This window comes from Streptomyces antnestii (assembly GCF_004005495.1).
GTDB lineage: Bacteria > Actinomycetota > Actinomycetes > Streptomycetales > Streptomycetaceae > Streptomyces > Streptomyces antnestii.
The window spans coordinates 36,373-56,656 of record NZ_RZYA01000031.1; the positions used below are offsets into that span (position 1 = coordinate 36,373).

The window sequence follows — 20,284 nt, forward strand, 5'->3', positions numbered from 1 at the left end:
ACGGTTGTCAGTGGCCACCCGTAGACTTCCAAGCTGTCCCCCGAGACCGACCGCTGCCCGTCACCGGTCCGTTTCCGTCCGTTCTCGCTGGAGGCTGAAACCGTGTCAAAGCCGCCGTTCACGCACCTGCACGTCCACACCCAGTACTCGCTGCTGGACGGTGCCGCGCGGCTCAAGGACATGTTCAATGCCTGCAATGAAATGGGCATGACGCACATCGCCATGTCCGACCACGGCAACCTCCACGGGGCGTACGACTTCTTCCACTCGGCGAAGAAGGCCGGCGTCGTGCCGATCATCGGCATCGAGGCGTACGTCGCCCCCGAGTCCCGCCGCAACAAGCGCAAGGTCCAGTGGGGTCAGCCGCACCAGAAGCGGGACGACGTCTCCGGTTCCGGTGGTTACACCCACAAGACGATGTGGGCGGCGAACAGCACAGGTCTGTACAACCTGTTCAAGCTGTCCTCGGACGCGTACGCCGAGGGCTGGCTGCAGAAGTGGCCCCGCATGGACAAGGAGACGATCTCCCAGTGGTCGGAGGGGCTCATCGCCTCGACCGGCTGCCCGTCCGGCGAGCTCCAGACGCGTCTGCGCCTCGGCCAGTTCGACGAGGCCCTGAAGTCGGCCGCCGAGTACCAGGACATCTTCGGCAAGGACCGGTACTTCCTGGAGCTGATGGACCACGGCATCGAGATCGAGCGCCGGGTCCGCGACGGGCTCCTGGAGATCGGCAAGAAGCTCGGCATCCCGCCCCTGGTGACGAACGACTCGCACTACACGTACGCCCACGAGGCGACCGCGCACGACGCCCTGCTGTGCATCCAGACCGGCAAGAACCTCTCGGACCCGGACCGCTTCCGCTTCGACGGCACCGGCTACTACCTGAAGACGACCGACGAGATGTACGCCATCGACTCGTCCGACGCCTGGCAGGAGGGCTGCGCCAACACGCTCCTGGTCGCCGAGCAGATCGACACCACGGGCATGTTCGAGAAGCGCGACCTCATGCCGAAGTTCGAGATCCCGGACGGGTTCACCGAGGTCACCTGGTTCCAGGAGGAGGTCCGCCGCGGCATGGAGCGCCGCTACCCCGGCGGCGTCCCCGAGGACCGCCAGAAGCAGGCCGAGTACGAGATGGACATCATCATCCAGATGGGGTTCCCGGGGTACTTCCTCGTGGTCGCCGACTTCATCATGTGGGCGAAGAACAACGGCATCGCGGTGGGCCCCGGCCGAGGCTCCGCGGCCGGTTCGATCGTCGCGTACGCCATGGGCATCACCGACCTCGACCCGATCACGCACGGCCTGATCTTCGAGCGGTTCCTCAACCCCGAGCGCGTCTCCATGCCCGATGTCGACATCGACTTCGACGAGCGCAGGCGCGTCGAGGTGATCCGGTACGTGACCGAGAAGTACGGCGCCGACAAGGTCGCCATGATCGGCACCTACGGCAAGATCAAGGCCAAGAACGCGATCAAGGACTCCGCGCGCGTCCTCGGCTACCCGTACGCGATGGGTGACCGCCTCACCAAGGCGATGCCCGCCGACGTCCTCGGCAAGGGCATCGACCTCAGCGGCATCACCGACCCCTCGCACCCGCGCTACAGCGAGGCGGGCGAGATTCGCTCGATGTACGAGAACGAGCCGGACGTCAAGAAGGTCATCGACACCGCGAAGGGTGTGGAGGGCCTGGTCCGGCAGATGGGCGTGCACGCGGCGGGCGTCATCATGTCCAGCGAGCCGATCGTGGACCACGCCCCGATCTGGGTGCGCCACTCGGACGGCGTGACGATCACGCAGTGGGACTACCCGCAGTGCGAGTCGCTCGGCCTGCTGAAGATGGACTTCCTGGGCCTGCGGAACCTGACCATCATGGACGACGCCGTCAAGATGGTGAAGGCCAACAAGGGCATCGACCTGGAGATGCTCTCGCTGCCCCTGGACGACCCCAAGACGTACGAGATGCTGTGCCGCGGTGACACGCTCGGCGTGTTCCAGTTCGACGGCGGGCCGATGCGCTCCCTGCTCCGCCAGATGCAGCCCGACAACTTCGAGGACATTTCCGCCGTCTCGGCCCTGTACCGGCCGGGCCCGATGGGAATGAACTCGCACACGAACTACGCGGAGCGCAAGAACGGGCGCCAGGAGATCACCCCGATCCACCCTGAGCTCGAAGAGCCCCTGAAGGAGACCCTGGGTCTCACCTACGGCCTCATCGTGTACCAGGAGCAGGTGCAGAAGGCCGCCCAGATCATCGCCGGCTACTCGCTCGGCGAAGCCGACATCCTGCGCCGCGTGATGGGCAAGAAGAAGCCCGAGGAGCTGGAGAAGAACTTCGTCCTCTTCCAGGCCGGCGCAAAGAAGAAGGGCTTCTCCGACGCGGCGATCCAGGCCCTGTGGGACGTCCTGGTGCCGTTCGCCGGATACGCGTTCAACAAGGCGCACTCGTCCGCGTACGGTCTCGTCACCTACTGGACCGCCTACCTCAAGGCGAACTACCCGGCCGAGTACATGGCCGCGCTGCTCACGTCCGTGAAGGACGACAAGGACAAGTCCGCGGTCTATCTCAACGAGTGCCGGCGCATGGGCATCAGGGTGCTGCCCCCGAACGTGAACGAGTCCGAGCAGAACTTCGCCGCCCAGGGCGACGACGTGATCCTCTTCGGCCTCTCGGCGGTCCGTAACGTCGGGACGAACGTCGTCGAGTCGATCATCCGCTCGCGCAAGGCCAAGGGGAAGTACGCCTCGTTCCCCGACTACCTCGACAAGGTCGAGGCCGCCGCGTGCAACAAGCGCACCACGGAGTCGCTGATCAAGGCCGGCGCCTTCGACACGATGGGCCACACCCGCAAGGGCCTCACCGCGCAGTACGAGCCGATGATCGACAACGTGGTCGCGGTCAAGCGCAAGGAGGCCGAGGGCCAGTTCGACCTCTTCGGCGGCATGGGCGACGAGGGCGGCAGCGACGAGCCGGGCTTCGGGCTCGACGTCGAGTTCTCCACGGACGAGTGGGAGAAGACGTATCTCCTCGCCCAGGAGCGGGAGATGCTCGGTCTGTACGTCTCCGACCACCCGCTGTTCGGACTCGAACACGTGCTGTCCGACAAGGCCGACGCCGGCATCGGGCAGCTCACCGGCGGTGACTACTCGGACGGTTCGATCGTCACCATCGGTGGCATCATCTCCGGCCTCCAGCGCAAGATGACCAAGCAGGGCAACGCCTGGGCCATCGCCACCGTCGAGGACCTGGCCGGCTCCATCGAGTGCATGTTCTTCCCAGCGACGTACCAGCTGGTGTCGACCCAACTCGTCGAGGACGCCGTCGTGTTCGTCAAGGGACGCCTCGACAAGCGCGAGGACGTGCCGCGCCTCGTCGCTATGGAACTCATGGTCCCTGATCTGTCGAACGCCGGGACCAACGCGCCGGTGATCATCACTATCCCGACGGTGAAGGTCACCCCGCCCATGGTCAGCCGGCTCGGTGAGATCCTCGGTCACCACAAGGGCAACAGCGAGGTGCGGATCAAGCTTCAGGGTGCCCGCAAGACGACCGTCCTGCGGCTCGACCGGCACCGGGTGCAGCCCGATCCCGCGCTCTTCGGGGATCTGAAGGTGCTGCTGGGGCCGTCTTGTCTGGCGGGTTGAGTGGGTTGGCGCGCGGTGTGACGGCATGAGTGAAGGGGCGCTCCCGGTTCCGGGAGCGCCCCTTCATGCTGTGCCCAAAGGGCCACTCGCCTTGTGGAAGGCGTCAGTTGTGGCCGAAGCGACGCTGGTGCTTACGGGCAACATCCGCCGGGCTGCCTTGAGCCTGCGCCTGCATCGCCGACTGCGCTTCCATCGCGGCCGACTTGGCCTGCTCGGTGGCTCGCTCGGACGTGGAGGCGCTGCTGCGCTGGTCGCCCTGCTTGCGGTTCTTGTTCTTGGCCATGGTGATCTGCCTCCTGAGGGGGATCTAGGGGCCAGGGCCGGATTCAGATTCACATATGCTGACGAAGAGCGCATGTCAGAGAATTACCGTGCGTGATAAGGGCTGTCGGAGTGTTGTGCCGCCGATCCGCCACGCCGAAGATCGAGTTCGGGCCGTTAACCCCCGCGTGGTCGGGCAGACTCGAAGGAAACCCGAAGCGAACCCGCGACCGTCGACACCGTGGGGCCTCCGGACGCCGGTATTTCAGCGAAAGAGGGTGGATCGCGTGGACCGTTGCATCGTCCTGGTGGATGCCGGGTACCTGCTGGGGGCCGCCGCGAGTCTCCTCGCGGGGGAGCCGTCCCGGTCCCGGATCACCGTCGATCATGTCGCACTCATCCAAGGGCTCCGTGAGCGCGCCGAATCCGATACCGAGCGGCCGCTTCTGCGTATCTACTGGTTCGACGGAGCGCCGGACCGGGTGCCTCAGCCTGAGCATCGGCGGTTGCGTGTGATGCCGCGCGTGACCGTGCGGCTCGGTGCCCTGACCCGTAGTGACGGGCGGTGGGCACAGAAAGGTGTCGACGCGGCCATGCACGCCGAGTTGACCGAGCTCGCCCGTAACCGTGCGTGCTCCGACATCGTGCTGGTGACCGGGGACGGTGATCTGCTGCCCGGCATGATGGCCGCGAAGGAGCACGGGGTCGCCGTGCATCTGTGGGCCGTGCAGGCCGCCGACGGTGACTACAACCAGTCCGAGGACCTTGTCGCCGAGGCGGACGAGCGGCGCGTGCTCGACCGGACCTGGATCACCAAGGCCGTACGGGCCAAGGACCTCGGCGGGATCTGTGCGCCGCAGCCCGCTCCGCGGCCCGAGATCGCGGCCATTCTGTCCGCGCCGTTGCCCGAGTCCGCGCTTGCCTCCGCGGCGGGGCGTGCCGCGGATCTGTCTGGTGGGCAGGGGGCCGGGGTTGGGGCCGGTGCGGGGGCTGGTGCCGGGGGTTCCGGTGCGGGGGTGCGGGGTGGCGTTGATCATGAGGGGGCCGGGCGTGACGGTGGTGGGGGCGAGGACGAGCGGGGTGCGGGGAAGGGTGTTCCCACTCCCAAGGATCTTGCCGCGCTGAAGGGGCCGGGGGGCGCGCCCGGGCTTGGTGGGCATCCTTCCGTTCAGCCCGGGCAGCATCCCGCCAACGCGACGCTGCGGTGGTCGTCCGACAAGGGGTGGGTCGAGCGGCCCGGCGTCGCGGGGGAGTCGGCGGAGGCGGCGTCCTTGCCGACGCTGGCGCAGCTGACCACCGCCGAGCAGCGGTGGGCCGACCGCGAGGAGGACATCACCACCGTCGGTGGTGACCCCTTCGAGGTGGGGCAGGTGTTCGCCCGGCGGTGGATGGAGCGGCTGGGGGACCAGGTGCAGTTGCAGAAGCTGTCCACCATGTATCCGCGCGTGCCGCATCGCATCGACGGGGAGCTGCTGCGGTATGCCGCCCGGTTCGGGCTGCTCGCCCACAAGGACGATCAGATCGACGAGCACGATCGGTATGCGATCCGGGCCGGGTTCTGGCGTGAGGTCGATGTGCGGGTTTCCGCGGAGCGGGTTTCCGCGGAGTAGGGCGGCCGCCGTTTTTCGGGTGGGTTCGCTGCGGTGCGGTCGTTGTCGTAGGTGCGGGGCCGTGCCGGTATGTCCGTCCTCGCCAGCACTGTCGTGTCGTCGCCTGGGTGTGGGCGTCACTGGTGGGTACCGGCTCCGGGCGGACAAACCGGCACGGCCCCTCCTGTTCGTTGGCGGCCCCTCCGGCTGCGGCTTCGGCTTCGGGTGTGGGTGTGGGTGTGGCTGCCGGTGCGTCGGGGGCGGGCCGGTTCTGGTTTCGTGGTTGTTGGTCGTCCGGGTTTCGGTGGGTTGTTCCTACCCGGGGGGCGGGTGGCAGGTCGGACCCCGTACTCTCGTCCTTCGTGAGTACGCGCACGGCACAGACGGCCCCCGGTGATGTGGTGTGTGTCGTGCGGGACCTCGTGCGGACGTATCCCGCCACCCGTGGGCGTCGTGGAGCGCCCGGCAGCGCTGAGATCCGAGCCACCGACGGGGTGTCCCTCGATATTTGGCGCGGGGAGATTTTTGGGCTCCTCGGGCCCAACGGTGCCGGCAAGTCCACGCTCGTGCGGCAGCTCACCGGGTTGATGCGGCCCGACAGCGGGTCTGTGGAGATTCTGGGGCACGACATCGTGCGGTACCCGGAGCGGGCCTCTCGGATTCTGGCGTATCTGGGGCAGGAGTCGACCGCTCTCGATGAGTTGACTGTTTCGCTTGCCGTGGAGACCACCGCGCGGTTGCGCGGGCTCGGTCTGCGGAGCGCTCGGGGTGAGCGGGACGCTGTGGTGGAGGAGCTGGGGCTCGGGGCCATTGCGTCGCGGCCTTTGAAGAAGCTTTCCGGGGGGCAGCGGCGGCTTGCCTGTTTTGCGGCGGCGCTGGCCGGGGAGCGGCCGCTTCTTGTGCTGGACGAGCCCACTACGGGGATGGATCCCGTCGCCCGGCGGGCCGTGTGGGGTGCCGTCGACCGGCGGCGGGCCGAGCGGGGGGCGACTGTCGTGCTGGTCACCCATAACGTCATCGAGGCCGAGACCGTGCTGGATCGGGTGGCTGTTCTTGATCGTGGGCGCGTGATTGCTTGTGACACGCCTGCCGGGCTCAAAGAGAAGGTCGCCGGCGAGGTGCGGGTCGAGCTCGTGTGGCGGGAGCGGGCGCCTGTGGAGGTGGCGGCTGTCGCCGCGCTGCGTGCCGGTGCGGTCGAGTCGGGGCGGCGGTGGTCGCTGCGCCTCCGGCCTGATGAGGCCCGTGCCGCCGTTGCCGCGGTGACCGGCGGGCCCGCGTTCGCCGCTCTGGACGATTTCTCGCTCACCACGCCGAGCCTGGAAGATGTGTATCTGGCTCTCGGCGGCAGCGCCAAGGGGCTGGTGAAGTCGTGAACGTAGACAGGAGTCAGGCACCGTGAGTGTCGTACCCGCTGAAGTCCTGCAGGGCGGTGCCCGGGCGGGCCGGGGCGGGCTGACCGTCGAGGGCGGCGAGCTGGCCCCTCGGGCGCGGCTGCTGCCGTCCCTCGCGGCCGTGTACCGCGCGCAGCTCTCGCGGGCGCGCGTGGCCCGGATCCCGTTGCTCTTCGTCGCCACCTTCCAGTCCGTCGGGATCATGATCCTGATGCGGGGCGTGGTGGACGGGGGGCGCGAGGCTCAGGCTGTGGTCGCCGGGTCGAGTGTGTTGGTTGTCGCGTTTGTAGCTCTTAATCTGCTTGCTCAGTATTTCGGGCAGTTGCGGGCCTCTGGTGGGCTCGATCATTACGCGACCCTGCCTGTGCCGCCCGCTGCGGTGGTGCTGGGGGCCGCCGGTGCGTACGCCTCGTTCACCGTGCCGGGGACCGTGGTGACGGCTGTTGTCGGGTGTGTGATGTTCCAGCTGCCGGTTGCGCATCTGTGGGTGCTTGCCGCTGTCATTCCGCTTGCCGGGGCTGCGCTCTCCGGGCTCGGTGCCGCGCTCGGGTTGCTTGCGCCGCGGCCTGAACTGGCCACCTTGTTGGGGCAGTTGGGTATGTCCGCGGCGCTCTTGTTGGGGGTTCTGCCCGCCGATCGGATGCCGGGGGTCATTCAGTACGCGCGCGATCTGCTGCCGTCCACTTATGGAGTGGAGGCTTTTGCGCGGACGTTCGGCGCGCGTCCGGACTGGGGGGGCGTGCTCCTCGATCTGGGTGTCTGCGGCGTCGTCGGTGTCGCCTCGCTGGCGCTGGCGACCTGGGCTTATCGCCGGGCGGCCGTCCGGTGACGCGCGTGTCACCGTGGCCTGGCACGATGGCAGTGTGACCGCACCGCTGACGCCACGACCCCAGCCCTCGAACGATGCTTGGCAGGCTCCGGACCCGTCCGGGTCCTTGCCCCCTCACACGCAGGAGGACGGCCCAGGGATGAGGACCGAACTGCGGGAAGCCGCCGTCGTCACGGTGGGAGTGGCCCTGTGCGGGCTGCTCCTGGGCGCGCTGTGGCTGTGGCTCGCGCCGCACGTGCCGCTCATCGCCGACGCCCAGGCCGTCTATCTCAAGGACACTGAGGGTGAGCAGGCCGTCGGCGTCGACGGGACGTTCACGCTGCTCGGCCTCGCGTTCGGTGCCGTCAGCGCGGTTGTGGTGTTTCTGTGGCGCAGGCGAGGTGGAGTGCCGCTCGTCGTCGCCCTGGCCGTCGGCGGACTGCTCGGCGGGCTCCTCGCCTGGCGGTTCGGGGTCTGGCTCGGCCCCACGCAGGACGTGGCCGCCCACGCCAAGGCGGTCGGCAAGGGCGTCACGTTCGACGCGCCGCTCGAACTCAAGGCGAAGGGCGCGCTCCTCGCCTGGCCGCTGGCCGCGCTGATCGTCCACCTCGGACTGACCGGCCTTTTCGGGCCCCGCGACCCCGACCCGTACTTCGACAGCCCCTACCCGCCGGCTCCCTGAGTCCTTTCAGGCGCGGCCGATGGGGGCGAGGACCGCTGAGGTGAGCTGCGCCAGGTCGGCCGGGGCGAGCTCCACCTCCAGGCCGCGGCGGCCCGCCGACACGCAGATCGTGTCGTGGGCTTTCGCCGACTCGTCCAGGACCGTGCGGAGCTTCTTGCGCTGGCCCAGTGGGGAGATGCCACCCCGCACATAGCCCGTGGTGCGCTCCGCCGCCGCCGGGTCGGCCATGGCGGCCCGCTTGCCGCCGACAGCGGTGGCCAGGGCCTTCAGGTCGAGCTGGCCCGCCACCGGCACAACAGCGACGGTCAGCTCACCGTCCACGTCGGCGACGAGCGTCTTGAACACCCGGTCGGGCGACACGCCCATCGCCTCCGCCGCCTCGTCCCCGTACGAGGGATGGGCCGGGTCGTGCTCGTAGGTGTGGGTCGTGAACGGCGTGCCCGCCGCGGTGAGTGCCACCGTGGCGGGGGTGCCGCCGGACTGCTGTTGTTTCTTGGTCTTCTTTGCCAACTTCCTTATGCCTTACGTCAGTTGAGAGCGGCCCGGTCAGTTCAGGCTGGTCGCCTGGCGGGTCAGGTCGCCGGCGGGGAGTGAGGGCAGGTTACGGATGATCGCCGTCTCGCTGCGAAGGAGTTTCAGCTCGTCACGCAGGCGCGACGCCGTGTCCGGGGCCTGGAGCAGGCGCTGCTTGGTGGGGACGTCGAGTACGGCCGCCGCGGCCACCAGGTACGACACCACGGACGGGTCGTCCGGCAGTTCGGCGCCCGTCGCCAGGGTGCGCTCACGGGCGCCCGCGAGCCGCTTCTGGTAGGAGCGGAAGGCGCGCAGGACCCCTTCGGCCAGGGCGCCCGCCTCGTCGCCGGGCTCCTCGGGCAGCTCCTCGACCTCGGCCGTGAGATAGGCGCCCGACGCGTCGACCGAGTGGATCTTCACGCGGGTCGTGCCGGTGGCGAGGACCTCGAAGCTGCCGTCGGCGCGCTCCCGGATCGTCGCGGCGTCGGCGATGCAGCCCACCGTGTGCAGGGCCTTGACCGGGTCGTCGCCGAAGCCGGCCGCGGGACCCGCCTCGGCGGCGGTCTTCGCCGCCTGGTCCGGCATGCCGGGGGCGCTGGGCGCGACCTCGTGGCCGTCGCGGATCGCCACGACGGCGAACCTGCGCGGCTCGTCGGAGTCGCCGGACGCCTCGGAACCCCCGGAGGAGGTCTTCAGCAGGTCGCGCATCATGGCGCGATAGCGCTCCTCGAACACGTTCAGCGGGAGCACTAGCCCCGGGAACAGCACCGAGTTGAGCGGAAAGAGCGGAAGCCGGACGGTGGTCACGACGGTCAAGCCTAATGGGAGCCGGAGGCGCGGGGTCCGCGACCGGCCCTGCGGCCGCCGAGCGGCAGGCCCGCGGCGACCTCGATCCGTACGCCGTCGCGCAGTTCCAGGAACTGGCCGAGCGGGTCGTCCGAGATCCGGTCCCAGGGGAACGAGGTCGCGTACGGGCCGGTCAGGCGCAGTTGTTCGAGGGCGTCGGTCCAGCGTTCCAGGCGGACCAGGACGTACGTGAGGAGGTTGCGGACCTCGGCCGGCCAGGGGTCGGCGGCGGTGTACTCGTGGGACAGGGCGATCGCCAGGTCGGCCGCCGCGTCCAGGCGCTCGCGGGGCACCGTCGCGGCCGGCCCCGGGCCCGCCTCGCTCGTCAGGTACGCGAACGCCGCCCGCACCGGGAGCGCCTGCACCAGGGACCCCGGCAGCGCGTCCTGCGCCGCACGCTCGGCGAAGTCGAAGCACTCGCGGTGCGAGCCGTACCAGGCGGCCGACAGGTACTGCAGGGCCGACACATGGCAGCCGTAGTGGTGCGGGGAGCGGCGGACGGCCTCGGCCCACAGCTTCTCGAAGACGGTGTGCGGGGCGTTCGTGCCGCGCGCCTGGTCGAGGGCGACGCGCCACGGCACCGGGTCGCCGGGGTCGCCCTCGGCGGCGGCGGTGATCAGCGGGGTCACCTCGCGCAGGAGCTCGGCGCGGGCGGGGGAGTCCCAGCCGCGGGCGACCTCCAGCTCGGCCTTGACGAGGAGGGCGTCCGGGTCGTGGGGCGCCGCGAACCGCCAGTCGTCGAACCATTCGCCGCGCGAGCGTGCGAAGGCGGCGAGCCGGGTGACGTAGCGGTCGCGGTTCTCCCACTCGCCCGCCTCGCGCGTGGAGGCGAGCAGCTTGGCGGCCGCCTCGTACTCGCCCCGGCCCGCGGCGACGAGCGCGGGCGCGAGACGGTCGTCGGGGACGTCCAGGAGGATGTCGTCGTCGGCGGGCAGGCCGGCCGCGAGACCCGGGGTGTGGCGGACCATCCGCGCGGTGCGGATGAGGGCGCGCAGCAGTGCCAAGGTGTGGACCCCGCTAGTCGCTCAGTTTGATGGTTGCGCTGGGATGACGGCTGAAATGCGCCCATGGTTGCCCGGGGTCCGGCAAAAAATGCGAGGCTGCCCGGTCAGCCTCTGCGCAGCAGTCGGGTGGCCCCCGCCGCCACCGTCGTGGCGAGGATCCAGCCGAGCAGGATCAGCACGGTCGCCGCCCACTGCCAGCCGCCCCGCAGCTTCCAGAAGCCGTCCTGGCCCAGGTCGATGACGGGCAGGATGAGGTCGAGGGAGAACAGCGCGGGACTCCAGTTCGGGGCCTCACCCGGTTTGACGGGTGGATGCGACGCGTGGGAGAAGGCGAGGGTGCCCGCCGCCCACAGGACCGCCATCCACACGGCTGCCCGGCCCGGCCGGTACCCGTAGGCGACCGTCCAGTCCTGGATGTAGCCCCAGATCTTCGCGGCCGGCGGCAGCGTCTCGCGGCGGCGGCGCTGCTTGGCGAGCAGGACCTCGCGCGCGTCGGCGTCCTCGCCGCTGTTGCGCAGCACGGTCGCGAGCCGCTCGTACGGCTCGGGGCTGTACTCCGGTGTCGCGGCCGACAGCCATTCCAGACGGCGGGCAAGCGGGAAGGGGCCGCTGGGGATCAGGTTCTCGTACGTGAAGCCGCCCACGCGCAGGCCGCCGGGGCCCGGCCAGCTCACCGCCCGGTCGATGAGGTTGACGACCTTCGCGCCGGACAGGACGATCCGCCCGCGCTCCGGCCGCTCGCACAGGAAGCGCAGTTCGGGCGTCTGGATGCGGCGCAGCGACACCTCCTGGTCGTTCTCCAGGTGGAACCGCGCCTGGTCGAGGTCCACCGCGTCGCCGAACCGGCCGTCGTCGAGCCGCACGCCGCCCTGGCACTCGAAGCGCTGCACACGGGTGCCGCGGGCCGGCGTGGAGCCGCTGGTCTGGAGCGGATTGCCGACCCCGGCGGGCGTCAGGTAGAGGGTGCGCTCGACGGTCAGCTGCGGCGCGTTGAGCGCGCGGCGCCCGTACGCGTTGGAGAGCCGGCTGCCGCGCAGGCTGAGCGAGACGCCGACCGTCGCGCCGCGCAGGCTGAGCTCTCCGTGCGTCTCCAGCATCTCGGCCTGGAGGTCCTGGCCCACCGACATGCCGTCCGCCATGATCGACTTGCCGCGCCGGTCGCGGTACACGACGGCCTGGTTGAGCAGCAGGTCCGTGCCGATGTGCGCGTCGGTGAGGCGCACGCCGTTGTGGAAGCGGCAGCGCGGCAGATGCAGATCGCCCTCCGTGTGGACGCGGGCGGCCTCCAGGCGGGGGACCGAGCAGTCGACCAGGCGCAGCGTGGTGAACCGCGCCTCGGGCATGAGGATCTCCTTCTCGAAGCGGCACTGCTTCATCTCGACGTACGGCACGACCCCGCCGCCCGCCACGTCGAGGACGTCGATGATCTGCACGCCCTGGAGCTTGAGCGACGAGACCCGGCCCGACAGCGCGGGCGGACCGTCCAGGAGCAGCCAGGCCACGATCCGCGCCCGCACGCTGCGTTCGGGTCCCCAGGCGTGGCCGCCGTGGGGGTCGTCCACGTCCGGGTCGCCCGAGCGCAGGTCGTAGACGCTGCCGTTGCGGAACGCCTGCCACATGCCGATCTCGGCGCCCGTGAGACCGTCCGGCGGGTCACCGATGCCGGTACCGGTACCGTCGACCACGACTCGTCTTCCTCCCCGTAGACCCACGGATTCGCACGGAGCCCGCCCGTCCCGGGACCGCTCCGCTACTCGTGAGTTTCGTACAACCGTTCATGCCCGCTGAGTGACGGCCTGAACGCTACTGGTGAAGGTCGTCCTCCGGTCCCGGGCGGTGATCCGTATCAGCCATTGATACGGGCGTCAGTGGCTGATGCGGCGTCTGCGAGAATTGGGCATGTGATCTCCCGAATCGATCTGCGCGGCGACGCCCTCCCCGAGGGTCCCGCCCTGCGCGACCTGCTGCCCCGAGCCGACTTCGACGTTCAGGCCGCCCTGGAGAAGGTGCGTCCGATCTGCGAGGCCGTGCATCATCGTGGCGACGCGGCACTGATCGACTACGCGGAGAAATTCGACGGCGTGAAGCTGGAATCCGTACGGGTTCCCGCCAAGGCGCTCCAGGACGCCCTGGAGCAGCTGGACCCCGCCGTCCGCGCGGCCCTGGAGGAGTCGATCCGCCGCGCCCGCATCGTCCACCGCGAGCAGCGCCGCACCACCCACACCACCCAGGTCGTCCCCGGCGGCTCGGTCACCGAGAAGTGGGTGCCGGTCGACCGCGTCGGCCTGTACGCGCCGGGCGGCCGCTCCGTCTACCCGTCCTCCGTGATCATGAACGTGGTGCCCGCGCAGGAGGCCGGCGTCGAGTCGATCGCCCTCGCCTCGCCGGCCCAGGCGGAGTTCGGCGGCCTGCCGCACCCGACGATCCTGGCCGCGTGCGCCCTCCTCGGCGTCGACGAGGTGTACGCCGCCGGCGGCGCCACCGCCGTCGCGATGTTCGCGTACGGCACCGAGTCCTGCGCCCCGGCCAACATGGTCACCGGGCCCGGCAACATCTGGGTCGCCGCCGCCAAGCGCTACTTCACCGGCCTCATCGGCATCGACGCCGAGGCCGGACCCACCGAGATCGCGGTCCTCGCGGACTCCACCGCCGACCCGGCGCACGTCGCGTCCGACCTGATCAGCCAGGCCGAGCACGACCCGCTCGCCGCCGCCGTCCTCGTCACCGACTCCCCGGAGCTCGCCGACGCGGTCGAGAAGGAGCTGGAGCCGCAGATCGCGGCCACCAAGCACATCGACGACCGCATCGTCCCGGCCCTGAGCGGCAAGCAGTCCGCGATCGTCCTGGTCGACGGCATCGACGAGGGCCTGCGCGTCGTCAACGCGTACGGCGCCGAGCACCTGGAGATCCAGACCGCCGACGCCACCGCCGTCGCCGAGCGCGTGCGGAACGCGGGCGCGGTCTTCGTCGGCCCGTGGGCGCCCGTCTCCCTCGGCGACTACGCCGCGGGCTCGAACCACGTCCTGCCCACCGGCGGCTGCGCCTGCCACTCCTCGGGCCTGTCGGTCCAGTCCTTCCTGCGCGGCATCCACATCGTGGACTACACGCGCGACGCCCTCGCCGACGTCGCCCACCACGTGGTCACGCTCGCCGAGGCGGAGGACCTGCCCGCGCACGGCGCGGCGATCAAGGCAAGGTTCGAATGGAAGGTTCCGGGACAGTGACCGGCATCGACGATCTGCCCGTACGGGACGAGCTGCGCGGCAAGTCCCCGTACGGCGCACCCCAGCTCGACGTCCCCGTCCGGCTGAACACGAACGAGAACCCCTACCCGCTGCCCGAGCCCCTCGTCGAGCGGATCGCGGAGCGGGTGCGCGAGGCCGCCCGCGACCTCAACCGCTACCCCGACCGGGACGCGGTCCAGCTGCGCACCGAACTCGCCGCCTACCTCACCCGCACCGGCGGCCACCGCGTCGGCATCGAGAACGTGTGGGCCGCCAACGGCTCGAACGAGGTCATCCAGCAGCTGCTGCAGACCTTCGGCGGACCGGGCCGCACCGCCATCGGCTTCGAGCCCTCGTACTCGATGCACGCCCTCATCGCGCGCGGCACCGGCACCGGCTGGATCTCCGGACCCCGCAACGAGGACTTCACCATCGACGTGGAAGCGTCCGTGAAGGCCATCGCGGAGAACGCGCCGGACGTCGTCTTCATCACGACGCCCAACAACCCCACCGGCAGCGCGGTCCCCGCCGAGACGGTCCTCGCCCTGTACGAGGCCGCTCAGGCGGCGAAGCCCTCCATGGTGATCGTGGACGAGGCCTACATCGAGTTCAGCCACGGCGACTCCCTGCTGCCGCTGCTCGAAGGACGGCCGAACCTGGTCGTCTCGCGCACGATGTCGAAGGCGTTCGGCGCGGCGGGCCTGCGCCTCGGCTACCTGGCCGCCCACCCCGCCGTCGTGGACGCCGTCCAGCTGGTGCGCCTGCCGTACCACCTGTCGGCGATCACCCAGGCCACGGCGCTCGCCGCCCTGGAGCACACCGACACCCTGCTCGGCTACGTCGAGCAGCTCAAGGACGAGCGCGACCGCCTGGTGACGGAGCTGCGCGCGGCCGGCTACGAAGTGACCGAATCGGACGCCAACTTCGTGCAGTTCGGCCGCTTCGAGAACGCGCAGGCGGTGTGGCAGCAGATCCTCGACCGGGGTGTTCTCGTCCGGGACAACGGTGTGCCCGGCTGGCTGCGCGTGAGCGCCGGAACCCCCGCCGAAAACGACGCGTTCCTCGATGCGGTACGCGAACTCAAGAAGGAGCAGCGCGTATGAGCCGCGTAGGCAGGGTGGAACGCACCACCAAGGAGACCTCGGTCCTCGTCGAGATCGACCTCGACGGCACCGGCCGGGTCGAGGTGTCGACCGGTGTCGGCTTCTACGACCACATGCTCGACCAGCTCGGCCGCCACGGCCTCTTCGACCTCACGGTCAAGACCGAGGGCGACCTGCACATCGACACGCACCACACCATCGAGGACACCGCCCTCGCGCTCGGCGCCGCCTTCAAGCAGGCCCTCGGTGACAAGGTCGGGATCTACCGCTTCGGCAACTGCACGGTCCCGCTGGACGAGTCGCTCGCCCAGGTGACGGTCGACCTCTCCGGCCGCCCGTACCTCGTGCACACCGAGCCCGAGAACATGGCCCCCATGATCGGCTCGTACGACACGACGATGACCCGGCACATCCTGGAGTCGTTCGTCGCGCAGGCCCAGATCGCGCTGCACGTCCACGTCCCGTACGGGCGCAACGCGCACCACATCGTGGAGTGCCAGTTCAAGGCGCTGGCCCGCGCGCTGCGGTACGCGTCCGAGCGCGACCCGCGCGCGGCAGGCATCCTTCCGTCCACGAAGGGCGCCCTGTAACCCCATGAACGGCCTCAACACCATCCTCATCCTGGTCGGTCTCTTCCTGATCGGCGGAGTGATCTCCTTCGTCAAGCAGGGCATGCCCAGGAGCCTGATCGTGCTGCTCTCCGCGGGCGCGGCCATGTGCCTGGTCGCGGGTGTCCTGCGGCTCTCCTACTGGAACTGAGGAACGGGGAGCACCAGACATGACTTCAGCCAGCAAGAAGGTCGTCGTCTTCGACTACGGGTTCGGCAACGTCCGCTCCGCCGAGCGGGCCCTGGCCCGTGCCGGCGCGGACGTCGAGATCACCCGGGACTTCGACGCCGCGATGAACGCCGACGGGCTCCTCGTCCCCGGCGTCGGCGCGTTCGCCGCCTGCATGAAGGGCCTCAAGGAGGCGCGCGGCGACTGGATCGTCGACCGCCGCCTGTCGGGCGGACGCCCCGTGATGGGCATCTGCGTCGGCATGCAGATCCTCTTCGCGCGCGGCATCGAGCACGGCGTCGAGGCCGAGGGCCTCGACGAGTGGCCCGGCACCGTCGAGCCCCTCAAGGCCGAGATCGTCCCGCACATGGGCTGGAACACGGTCCGCCCGCCCGAGGACAGCGAACTCTTCGCCGGGCTCGACAGCGACGCCCGGTTCTACTTCGTGCACTCCTACGCCGTGCAGCAGTGGGACTTCGAGGTCGGCAACGTCCACATGCGCCCGCCGAAGGTCACCTGGGCCACGCACGGCGAGCCGTTCGTCGCCGCCGTAGAGAACGGCGCACTGTGGGCGACGCAGTTCCACCCCGAGAAGTCCGGCGACGCCGGCGCCCAGCTCCTCACCAACTGGATCGGAACCCTCTGATGTCCCGCACGCTCGAACTCCTCCCCGCCGTCGACGTCCGTGACGGCCAGGCCGTACGTCTCGTGCACGGCGAGTCCGGCACCGAGACCTCCTACGGTTCCCCGCTGGAGGCCGCTCTCGCCTGGCAGCGCTCCGGCGCCGAGTGGCTGCACCTCGTCGACCTGGACGCCGCGTTCGGGACCGGTGACAACCGCGCCCTGATCGCCGAGGTCGCCGGCGCCATGGACATCAAGGTGGAGCTGTCCGGCGGCATCCGTGACGACGACACGCTCGCCGCCGCCCTCGCCACCGGCTGCACCCGCGTCAACCTCGGCACCGCCGCCCTGGAGACCCCCGAGTGGGTCGCCAAGGTCATCGCCGAGCACGGCGACAAGATCGCGGTCGGCCTCGACGTGCGCGGCACCACGCTGCGCGGCCGCGGCTGGACCCGCGACGGCGGCGACCTCTACGAGACCCTGGAGCGCCTCAACTCCGAGGGCTGCGCCCGCTACGTCGTCACCGACATCGCCAAGGACGGCACGCTCCAGGGCCCGAACCTGGAGCTCCTGAAGAACGTCTGCGCGGCCACCGACCGACCGGTCGTGGCGTCGGGCGGTGTGTCGTCCCTGGACGACCTGCGTGCCATCTCCGAGCTCGTCCCGCTGGGCGTCGAGGGCTCGATCGTCGGCAAGGCGCTGTACGCGAAGGCCTTCACGCTCGAAGAGGCCCTCGCCGCGGTGGCCTCGTCATGAGCGATGCCGTCCGCAGGGTGAACTCGGGCGGGCCGTGGGAGGAAGCCATCGGCTACTCCCGCGCCGTCGAGCTGCCCAACGGCCTTGTCCTGGTGGCCGGTTGCACGTCGATCGTGAACGGCGTCATCGACGCGGGCACGCCCTACGAGCAGACCGTCAACGCCTTCCAGGTCGCCTTCGACGCGCTGAAGACCCTGGGCCTCGGCCCCGAGCACGTGGTCCGCACCCGTATGTACGTCACCCACGCGCGCGACACGGACGAGGTGGGCCGCGCCCACAAGGAACTCTTCGACGCCGTCCGCCCGGCCGCATCCATGATCATCGTCTCCGGCTTCATCGACCCGAGCCTGGTCGTCGAGGTCGAGGTGGAGGCGTACCGGTCCGATTCAGGAGCATCCTCAGCATGACCCTCGCCGTCCGAGTCATCCCCTGCCTGGACGTGGACAACGGCCGGGTCGTCAAGGGCGTCAACTTCCAGAACCTGCGCGACGCGGGCGACCCCGTCGAGATGGCCAAGGTGTATGACGCCGAGGGCGCCGACGAGCTGACGTTCCTCGACATCACGGCGTCCTCCGGGAACCGCGAGACGACCTACGACGTGGTGCGCCGCACCGCCGAGCAGGTCTTCATCCCGCTCACCGTCGGCGGCGGCGTCCGCACGGCGGAGGACGTGGACAAGCTGCTGCGGGCCGGCGCGGACAAGGTGGGCGTGAACACGGCCGCCATCGCCCGCCCCGACCTGATCCGCGAGATCGCCGAGCGCTTCGGCCGCCAGGTCCTCGTCCTGTCCGTCGACGCCCGCCGCACCCCGTCCGGCACCTTCGAGGTCACCACGCACGGCGGCCGCAAGTCCGCCGGCATCGACGCCGTCGAATGGGCGCACCAGGCGGCCGAGTTGGGCGCCGGCGAGATCCTCCTCAACTCGATGGACGCCGACGGCACGAAGGACGGCTACGACATCGAGATGATCGAGGCTGTCCGGGGGCACGTGTCCGTCCCGGTGATCGCGTCCGGCGGCGCGGGCCGCCTGGAGCACTTCCCGCCCGCGATCGCCGCGGGCGCCGACGCGGTGCTCGCCGCGTCCGTCTTCCACTTCGGCGATCTGCGGATCGGCGAGGTCAAGGGGACGCTGCGCGAGGCGGGTTACCCCGTGCGCTGACGCCCGCGCGTTTCTTCTCCCGGCCCCGGCCACCCTGCGGAGGGTGGCCGGGGCCTTTTGCCCATGGCGGTGAGCGCGGCGCCCCGGGCCCTGCTGATGCTCGGCGGGGGAGTGATCGCCGACCGGCTCGGGCCGCGCCGGATCGTCATCGCCGGCGACGGGTCCTCGCCCCGCTGGTCGTCGTCATCGCCCTCAGCGACCTCGGCTTCGTCGGCCCCCTGAACGTCGGCCCGACCCTCCTCGCCGACCAGCGGGGCTGGGCGCCTCCGGGATGGGCTCGGTGCTCGCCGGGGTCGGTGTGGGCGCGGGCGCCGCGTCGGTGCTGCTCGCCGTGCGTGGCCGGGTGCCGCGCGCGGGACTCGTCCTGTCCCTGGCCATGGGCGACGGCGCCGTCGCGATCGGCGCGCTCGCCTTCGTACCGCACCTCGTCGCCGCCGCCGTCGCGCTGGTCATCGGGCTGCTCGCCGGACTCAGCAGTGCCCTGTGCGGGGCTCTCACGCAGACGCACGCCGACCCGGCCCACCTCGGCAGGGTCACCGCCGTCACCAGCCTGTCCAGCCTCGGCCTCGTCCCGCTCACCATGCCGCTGACCGGCGCGGCCGTCGGGCTCTGGGGCACCGGGCCCGTCTTCGTCGCCAGCGCCGCGGTGTGCGCTCTCGCGGGGGTTTACGGGCTGTGCCGGGCGCGTCTGCGGCGGGCGGACCCCCTCCATTGAGCGGCGAGCCGGTGGGGGCTTGTCGCGCAGTTCCCCGCGCCCCTTACGGGGCGCGATTGCGGGGCGCGAACCGGTCAGATGCCCAGTTGCTTCGCCTCGTGCAGCTTTCCGATCGCGTCCTTGTCGCCGTCCGTCTCCACCCGCGCCGCGTCCTGCCGGCCGAACGCGAAGAGCAGCAGTTCGGAGGGCTCGCCGGTCACCGTCACCACGGGCGTACCCCGGTGCGCGACCACCGTCCGGCCGTCCGGGCGGCGCAGCACCAGGCCGACCGGCGACCTGCGGCCGAGGACCCTGGCCATCCGTTCGAGGCGTGACCACAGCACGTCCGAGAAGACCGGGTCGAGCTCACGCGGTGTCCAGTCGGGCTGCGCGCGGCGCACGTCCTCCGTGTGGACGTAGAACTCGACCGCGTTCGACGCCTCGTCGATCTGCTTGAGGGCGAACGGGGAGAACCGCGGAGGGCCCGTCCTGATCAGCTGGATCAGCTCCTCGAAGGGCTTCTCGGCGAACTCCGCCTGCACCCGCTCCAGACGCGGCGCCAGCTGCTTGATCAGGATCCCGCCCGCCGCGTCCGCGCGGCGCTCGCGCACCACCACGTGCGCCGCGAGATCGCGGGCGTTCCAGTCGTCGCAGAGGGTCGGCGCATCGGGGCCCGACGCCTCCAACAGGTCGGCGAGAAGAAGTCGTTCACGCTTGGCATGGGTCGACATACGGTCAGCCTACGACCGCCCGACCGGTCCGCACAGTGGACTCGCGATCGGACTAACACCCCTGGCGCGGCACAATGGACCCCATGACCAGCACGCCCCCGCCCAGCAACCTGGACCCCGCCGTCGCCGCCCGCCTCAAGCGCAGCGCCGACGGACTGGTCCCCGCGATCGCCCAGCAGTACGACACCGGAGAGGTGCTCATGCTCGGCTGGATGGACGACGAGGCGCTGCACCGCACGCTGACGACGGGCCGCTGCACGTACTGGTCCCGCAGCCGTCAGGAGTACTGGGTCAAGGGCGACACCTCCGGCCACTTCCAGCACGTGAAGTCCGTCGCCCTCGACTGCGACGCGGACACGCTGCTCGTGAAGGTCGACCAGGTGGGCGCCGCCTGCCACACCGGCGACCGCACCTGCTTCGACGCCGGCGAGCTGACGGTGTCCACCGCGGGGGCCTGACCCGCGCGGACGCCGCCCGTTC

Annotated in this window: 21 protein-coding genes and 1 pseudogene; 16 read left to right on the top strand and 6 right to left on the bottom strand. The window is 70.4% G+C overall.

The genetic code is table 11. From position 1 onward, the window contains the following. The first annotated feature begins 102 nt into the window (after positions 1 to 102). Positions 103 to 3,645: a DNA polymerase III subunit alpha gene (dnaE, locus tag EOT10_RS38345; RefSeq protein ID WP_127833009.1), complete on the top strand. Its 3,543-nt coding sequence runs from the start codon at positions 103 to 105 to the stop codon at positions 3,643 to 3,645. 103 nt (positions 3,646 to 3,748) lie between these two features. Here the strand turns inward: dnaE and EOT10_RS38350 are convergent, their stop codons facing one another. Continuing rightward, positions 3,749 to 3,928 carry a hypothetical protein gene (locus EOT10_RS38350; protein WP_127833010.1) on the bottom strand — a complete coding sequence of 60 codons (180 nt, stop codon included), beginning with the start codon at positions 3,926 to 3,928 and terminating at the stop codon, positions 3,749 to 3,751. Between the two features lie 265 nt (positions 3,929 to 4,193). Here EOT10_RS38350 and EOT10_RS38355 point away from each other — a divergent pair, with 265 nt between their 5' ends. The 4 genes from EOT10_RS38355 (at position 4,194) to EOT10_RS38370 (ending at position 8,376) form a co-directional block, all read left to right on the top strand. Beyond that, positions 4,194 to 5,516, top strand: a complete 1,323-nt coding sequence (locus tag EOT10_RS38355) for an NYN domain-containing protein (protein ID WP_127833063.1) — start codon at positions 4,194 to 4,196, stop codon at positions 5,514 to 5,516. Between the two features lie 380 nt (positions 5,517 to 5,896). Next, positions 5,897 to 6,868, top strand: a complete 972-nt coding sequence (locus EOT10_RS38360; protein ID WP_127833064.1) for an ABC transporter ATP-binding protein — start codon at positions 5,897 to 5,899, stop codon at positions 6,866 to 6,868. Positions 6,869 to 6,890: 22 nt separating this feature from the next. Further along, positions 6,891 to 7,715: an ABC transporter permease gene (locus EOT10_RS38365; protein WP_127833011.1), complete on the top strand. Its 825-nt coding sequence runs from the start codon at positions 6,891 to 6,893 to the stop codon at positions 7,713 to 7,715. 34 nt (positions 7,716 to 7,749) lie between these two features. Further along, on the top strand, positions 7,750 to 8,376 hold the full coding sequence (locus tag EOT10_RS38370) for a DUF2567 domain-containing protein (RefSeq protein ID WP_127833012.1): 627 nt from the start codon (positions 7,750 to 7,752) through the stop codon (positions 8,374 to 8,376). Between the two features lie 6 nt (positions 8,377 to 8,382). On the opposite strand, the gene ybaK is transcribed toward EOT10_RS38370, so the two are convergent. The 4 genes from ybaK to EOT10_RS38390 form a co-directional block, all read right to left on the bottom strand. After that, on the bottom strand, positions 8,383 to 8,886 hold the full coding sequence (gene ybaK / locus EOT10_RS38375) for a Cys-tRNA(Pro) deacylase (RefSeq protein WP_127833013.1): 504 nt from the start codon (positions 8,884 to 8,886) through the stop codon (positions 8,383 to 8,385). Positions 8,887 to 8,922: 36 nt separating this feature from the next. Further along, positions 8,923 to 9,696 carry an LON peptidase substrate-binding domain-containing protein gene (locus EOT10_RS38380; protein WP_127833014.1) on the bottom strand — a complete coding sequence of 258 codons (774 nt, stop codon included), beginning with the start codon at positions 9,694 to 9,696 and terminating at the stop codon, positions 8,923 to 8,925. Between the two features lie 11 nt (positions 9,697 to 9,707). Then, positions 9,708 to 10,703 carry a hypothetical protein gene (locus EOT10_RS38385; protein WP_189492671.1) on the bottom strand — a complete coding sequence of 332 codons (996 nt, stop codon included), beginning with the start codon at positions 10,701 to 10,703 and terminating at the stop codon, positions 9,708 to 9,710. A gap of 140 nt (positions 10,704 to 10,843) precedes the next feature. Beyond that, entirely contained in the window at positions 10,844 to 12,424 is a 1,581-nt protein-coding gene (locus EOT10_RS38390) for an oxidoreductase (protein WP_127833016.1), read from the bottom strand. Between the two features lie 216 nt (positions 12,425 to 12,640). Here EOT10_RS38390 and hisD point away from each other — a divergent pair, with 216 nt between their 5' ends. The 10 genes and pseudogenes from hisD to EOT10_RS38430 form a co-directional block, all read left to right on the top strand. Next, positions 12,641 to 13,963, top strand: a complete 1,323-nt coding sequence (gene hisD, locus EOT10_RS38395; RefSeq protein WP_127833017.1) for a histidinol dehydrogenase — start codon at positions 12,641 to 12,643, stop codon at positions 13,961 to 13,963. Then, positions 13,960 to 15,066, top strand: a complete 1,107-nt coding sequence (locus EOT10_RS38400) for a histidinol-phosphate transaminase (RefSeq protein ID WP_223281464.1) — start codon at positions 13,960 to 13,962, stop codon at positions 15,064 to 15,066. The genes hisD and EOT10_RS38400 overlap by 4 nt, the downstream gene beginning before the upstream one ends. After that, complete coding sequence (gene hisB / locus EOT10_RS38405) at positions 15,063 to 15,656, top strand: imidazoleglycerol-phosphate dehydratase HisB (protein ID WP_127833019.1); 594 nt, start codon at positions 15,063 to 15,065, stop codon at positions 15,654 to 15,656. Before EOT10_RS38400 ends, hisB begins: the two co-directional genes overlap by 4 nt. Before the next feature lie 4 nt (positions 15,657 to 15,660). Further along, positions 15,661 to 15,825 carry a hypothetical protein gene (locus tag EOT10_RS41575; RefSeq protein WP_189492667.1) on the top strand — a complete coding sequence of 55 codons (165 nt, stop codon included), beginning with the start codon at positions 15,661 to 15,663 and terminating at the stop codon, positions 15,823 to 15,825. A 19-nt stretch (positions 15,826 to 15,844) separates the two neighbouring features. Further along, entirely contained in the window at positions 15,845 to 16,489 is a 645-nt protein-coding gene (gene hisH, locus EOT10_RS38410; RefSeq protein WP_127833020.1) for an imidazole glycerol phosphate synthase subunit HisH, read from the top strand. After that, positions 16,489 to 17,220, top strand: coding sequence for a bifunctional 1-(5-phosphoribosyl)-5-((5-phosphoribosylamino)methylideneamino)imidazole-4-carboxamide isomerase/phosphoribosylanthranilate isomerase PriA (gene priA / locus EOT10_RS38415; RefSeq protein ID WP_127833021.1), 732 nt, complete (start codon positions 16,489 to 16,491; stop codon positions 17,218 to 17,220). Before hisH ends, priA begins: the two co-directional genes overlap by 1 nt. Continuing rightward, on the top strand, positions 17,217 to 17,627 hold the full coding sequence (locus EOT10_RS38420) for a RidA family protein (protein WP_127833022.1): 411 nt from the start codon (positions 17,217 to 17,219) through the stop codon (positions 17,625 to 17,627). Before priA ends, EOT10_RS38420 begins: the two co-directional genes overlap by 4 nt. Then, entirely contained in the window at positions 17,624 to 18,379 is a 756-nt protein-coding gene (hisF, locus tag EOT10_RS38425) for an imidazole glycerol phosphate synthase subunit HisF (RefSeq protein WP_127833023.1), read from the top strand. The genes EOT10_RS38420 and hisF overlap by 4 nt, the downstream gene beginning before the upstream one ends. Positions 18,380 to 18,442: 63 nt before the next feature. Then, positions 18,443 to 18,601, top strand: coding sequence for a hypothetical protein (locus tag EOT10_RS41580; RefSeq protein WP_189492676.1), 159 nt, complete (start codon positions 18,443 to 18,445; stop codon positions 18,599 to 18,601). Continuing rightward, positions 18,529 to 19,094 (top strand): annotated as a pseudogene (locus EOT10_RS38430) (MFS transporter); the annotation flags it as partial. The gene EOT10_RS41580 and the pseudogene EOT10_RS38430, both read left to right, overlap by 73 nt. A gap of 74 nt (positions 19,095 to 19,168) precedes the next feature. On the opposite strand, the gene EOT10_RS38435 reads toward EOT10_RS38430, so the two are convergent. After that, the gene (locus EOT10_RS38435) at positions 19,169 to 19,804 is read right to left on the bottom strand and encodes a TIGR03085 family metal-binding protein (protein WP_127833024.1); all 636 of its coding nucleotides are present in this window, start codon (positions 19,802 to 19,804) and stop codon (positions 19,169 to 19,171) included. An 83-nt stretch (positions 19,805 to 19,887) separates the two neighbouring features. Between EOT10_RS38435 and hisI the strand changes: the two genes are divergently transcribed. Continuing rightward, positions 19,888 to 20,262 (top strand): phosphoribosyl-AMP cyclohydrolase, encoded by a 375-nt coding sequence (hisI, locus tag EOT10_RS38440; protein ID WP_127833025.1) that lies wholly within the window; start codon positions 19,888 to 19,890, stop codon positions 20,260 to 20,262. The last annotated feature ends 22 nt before the right edge of the window (positions 20,263 to 20,284 follow it).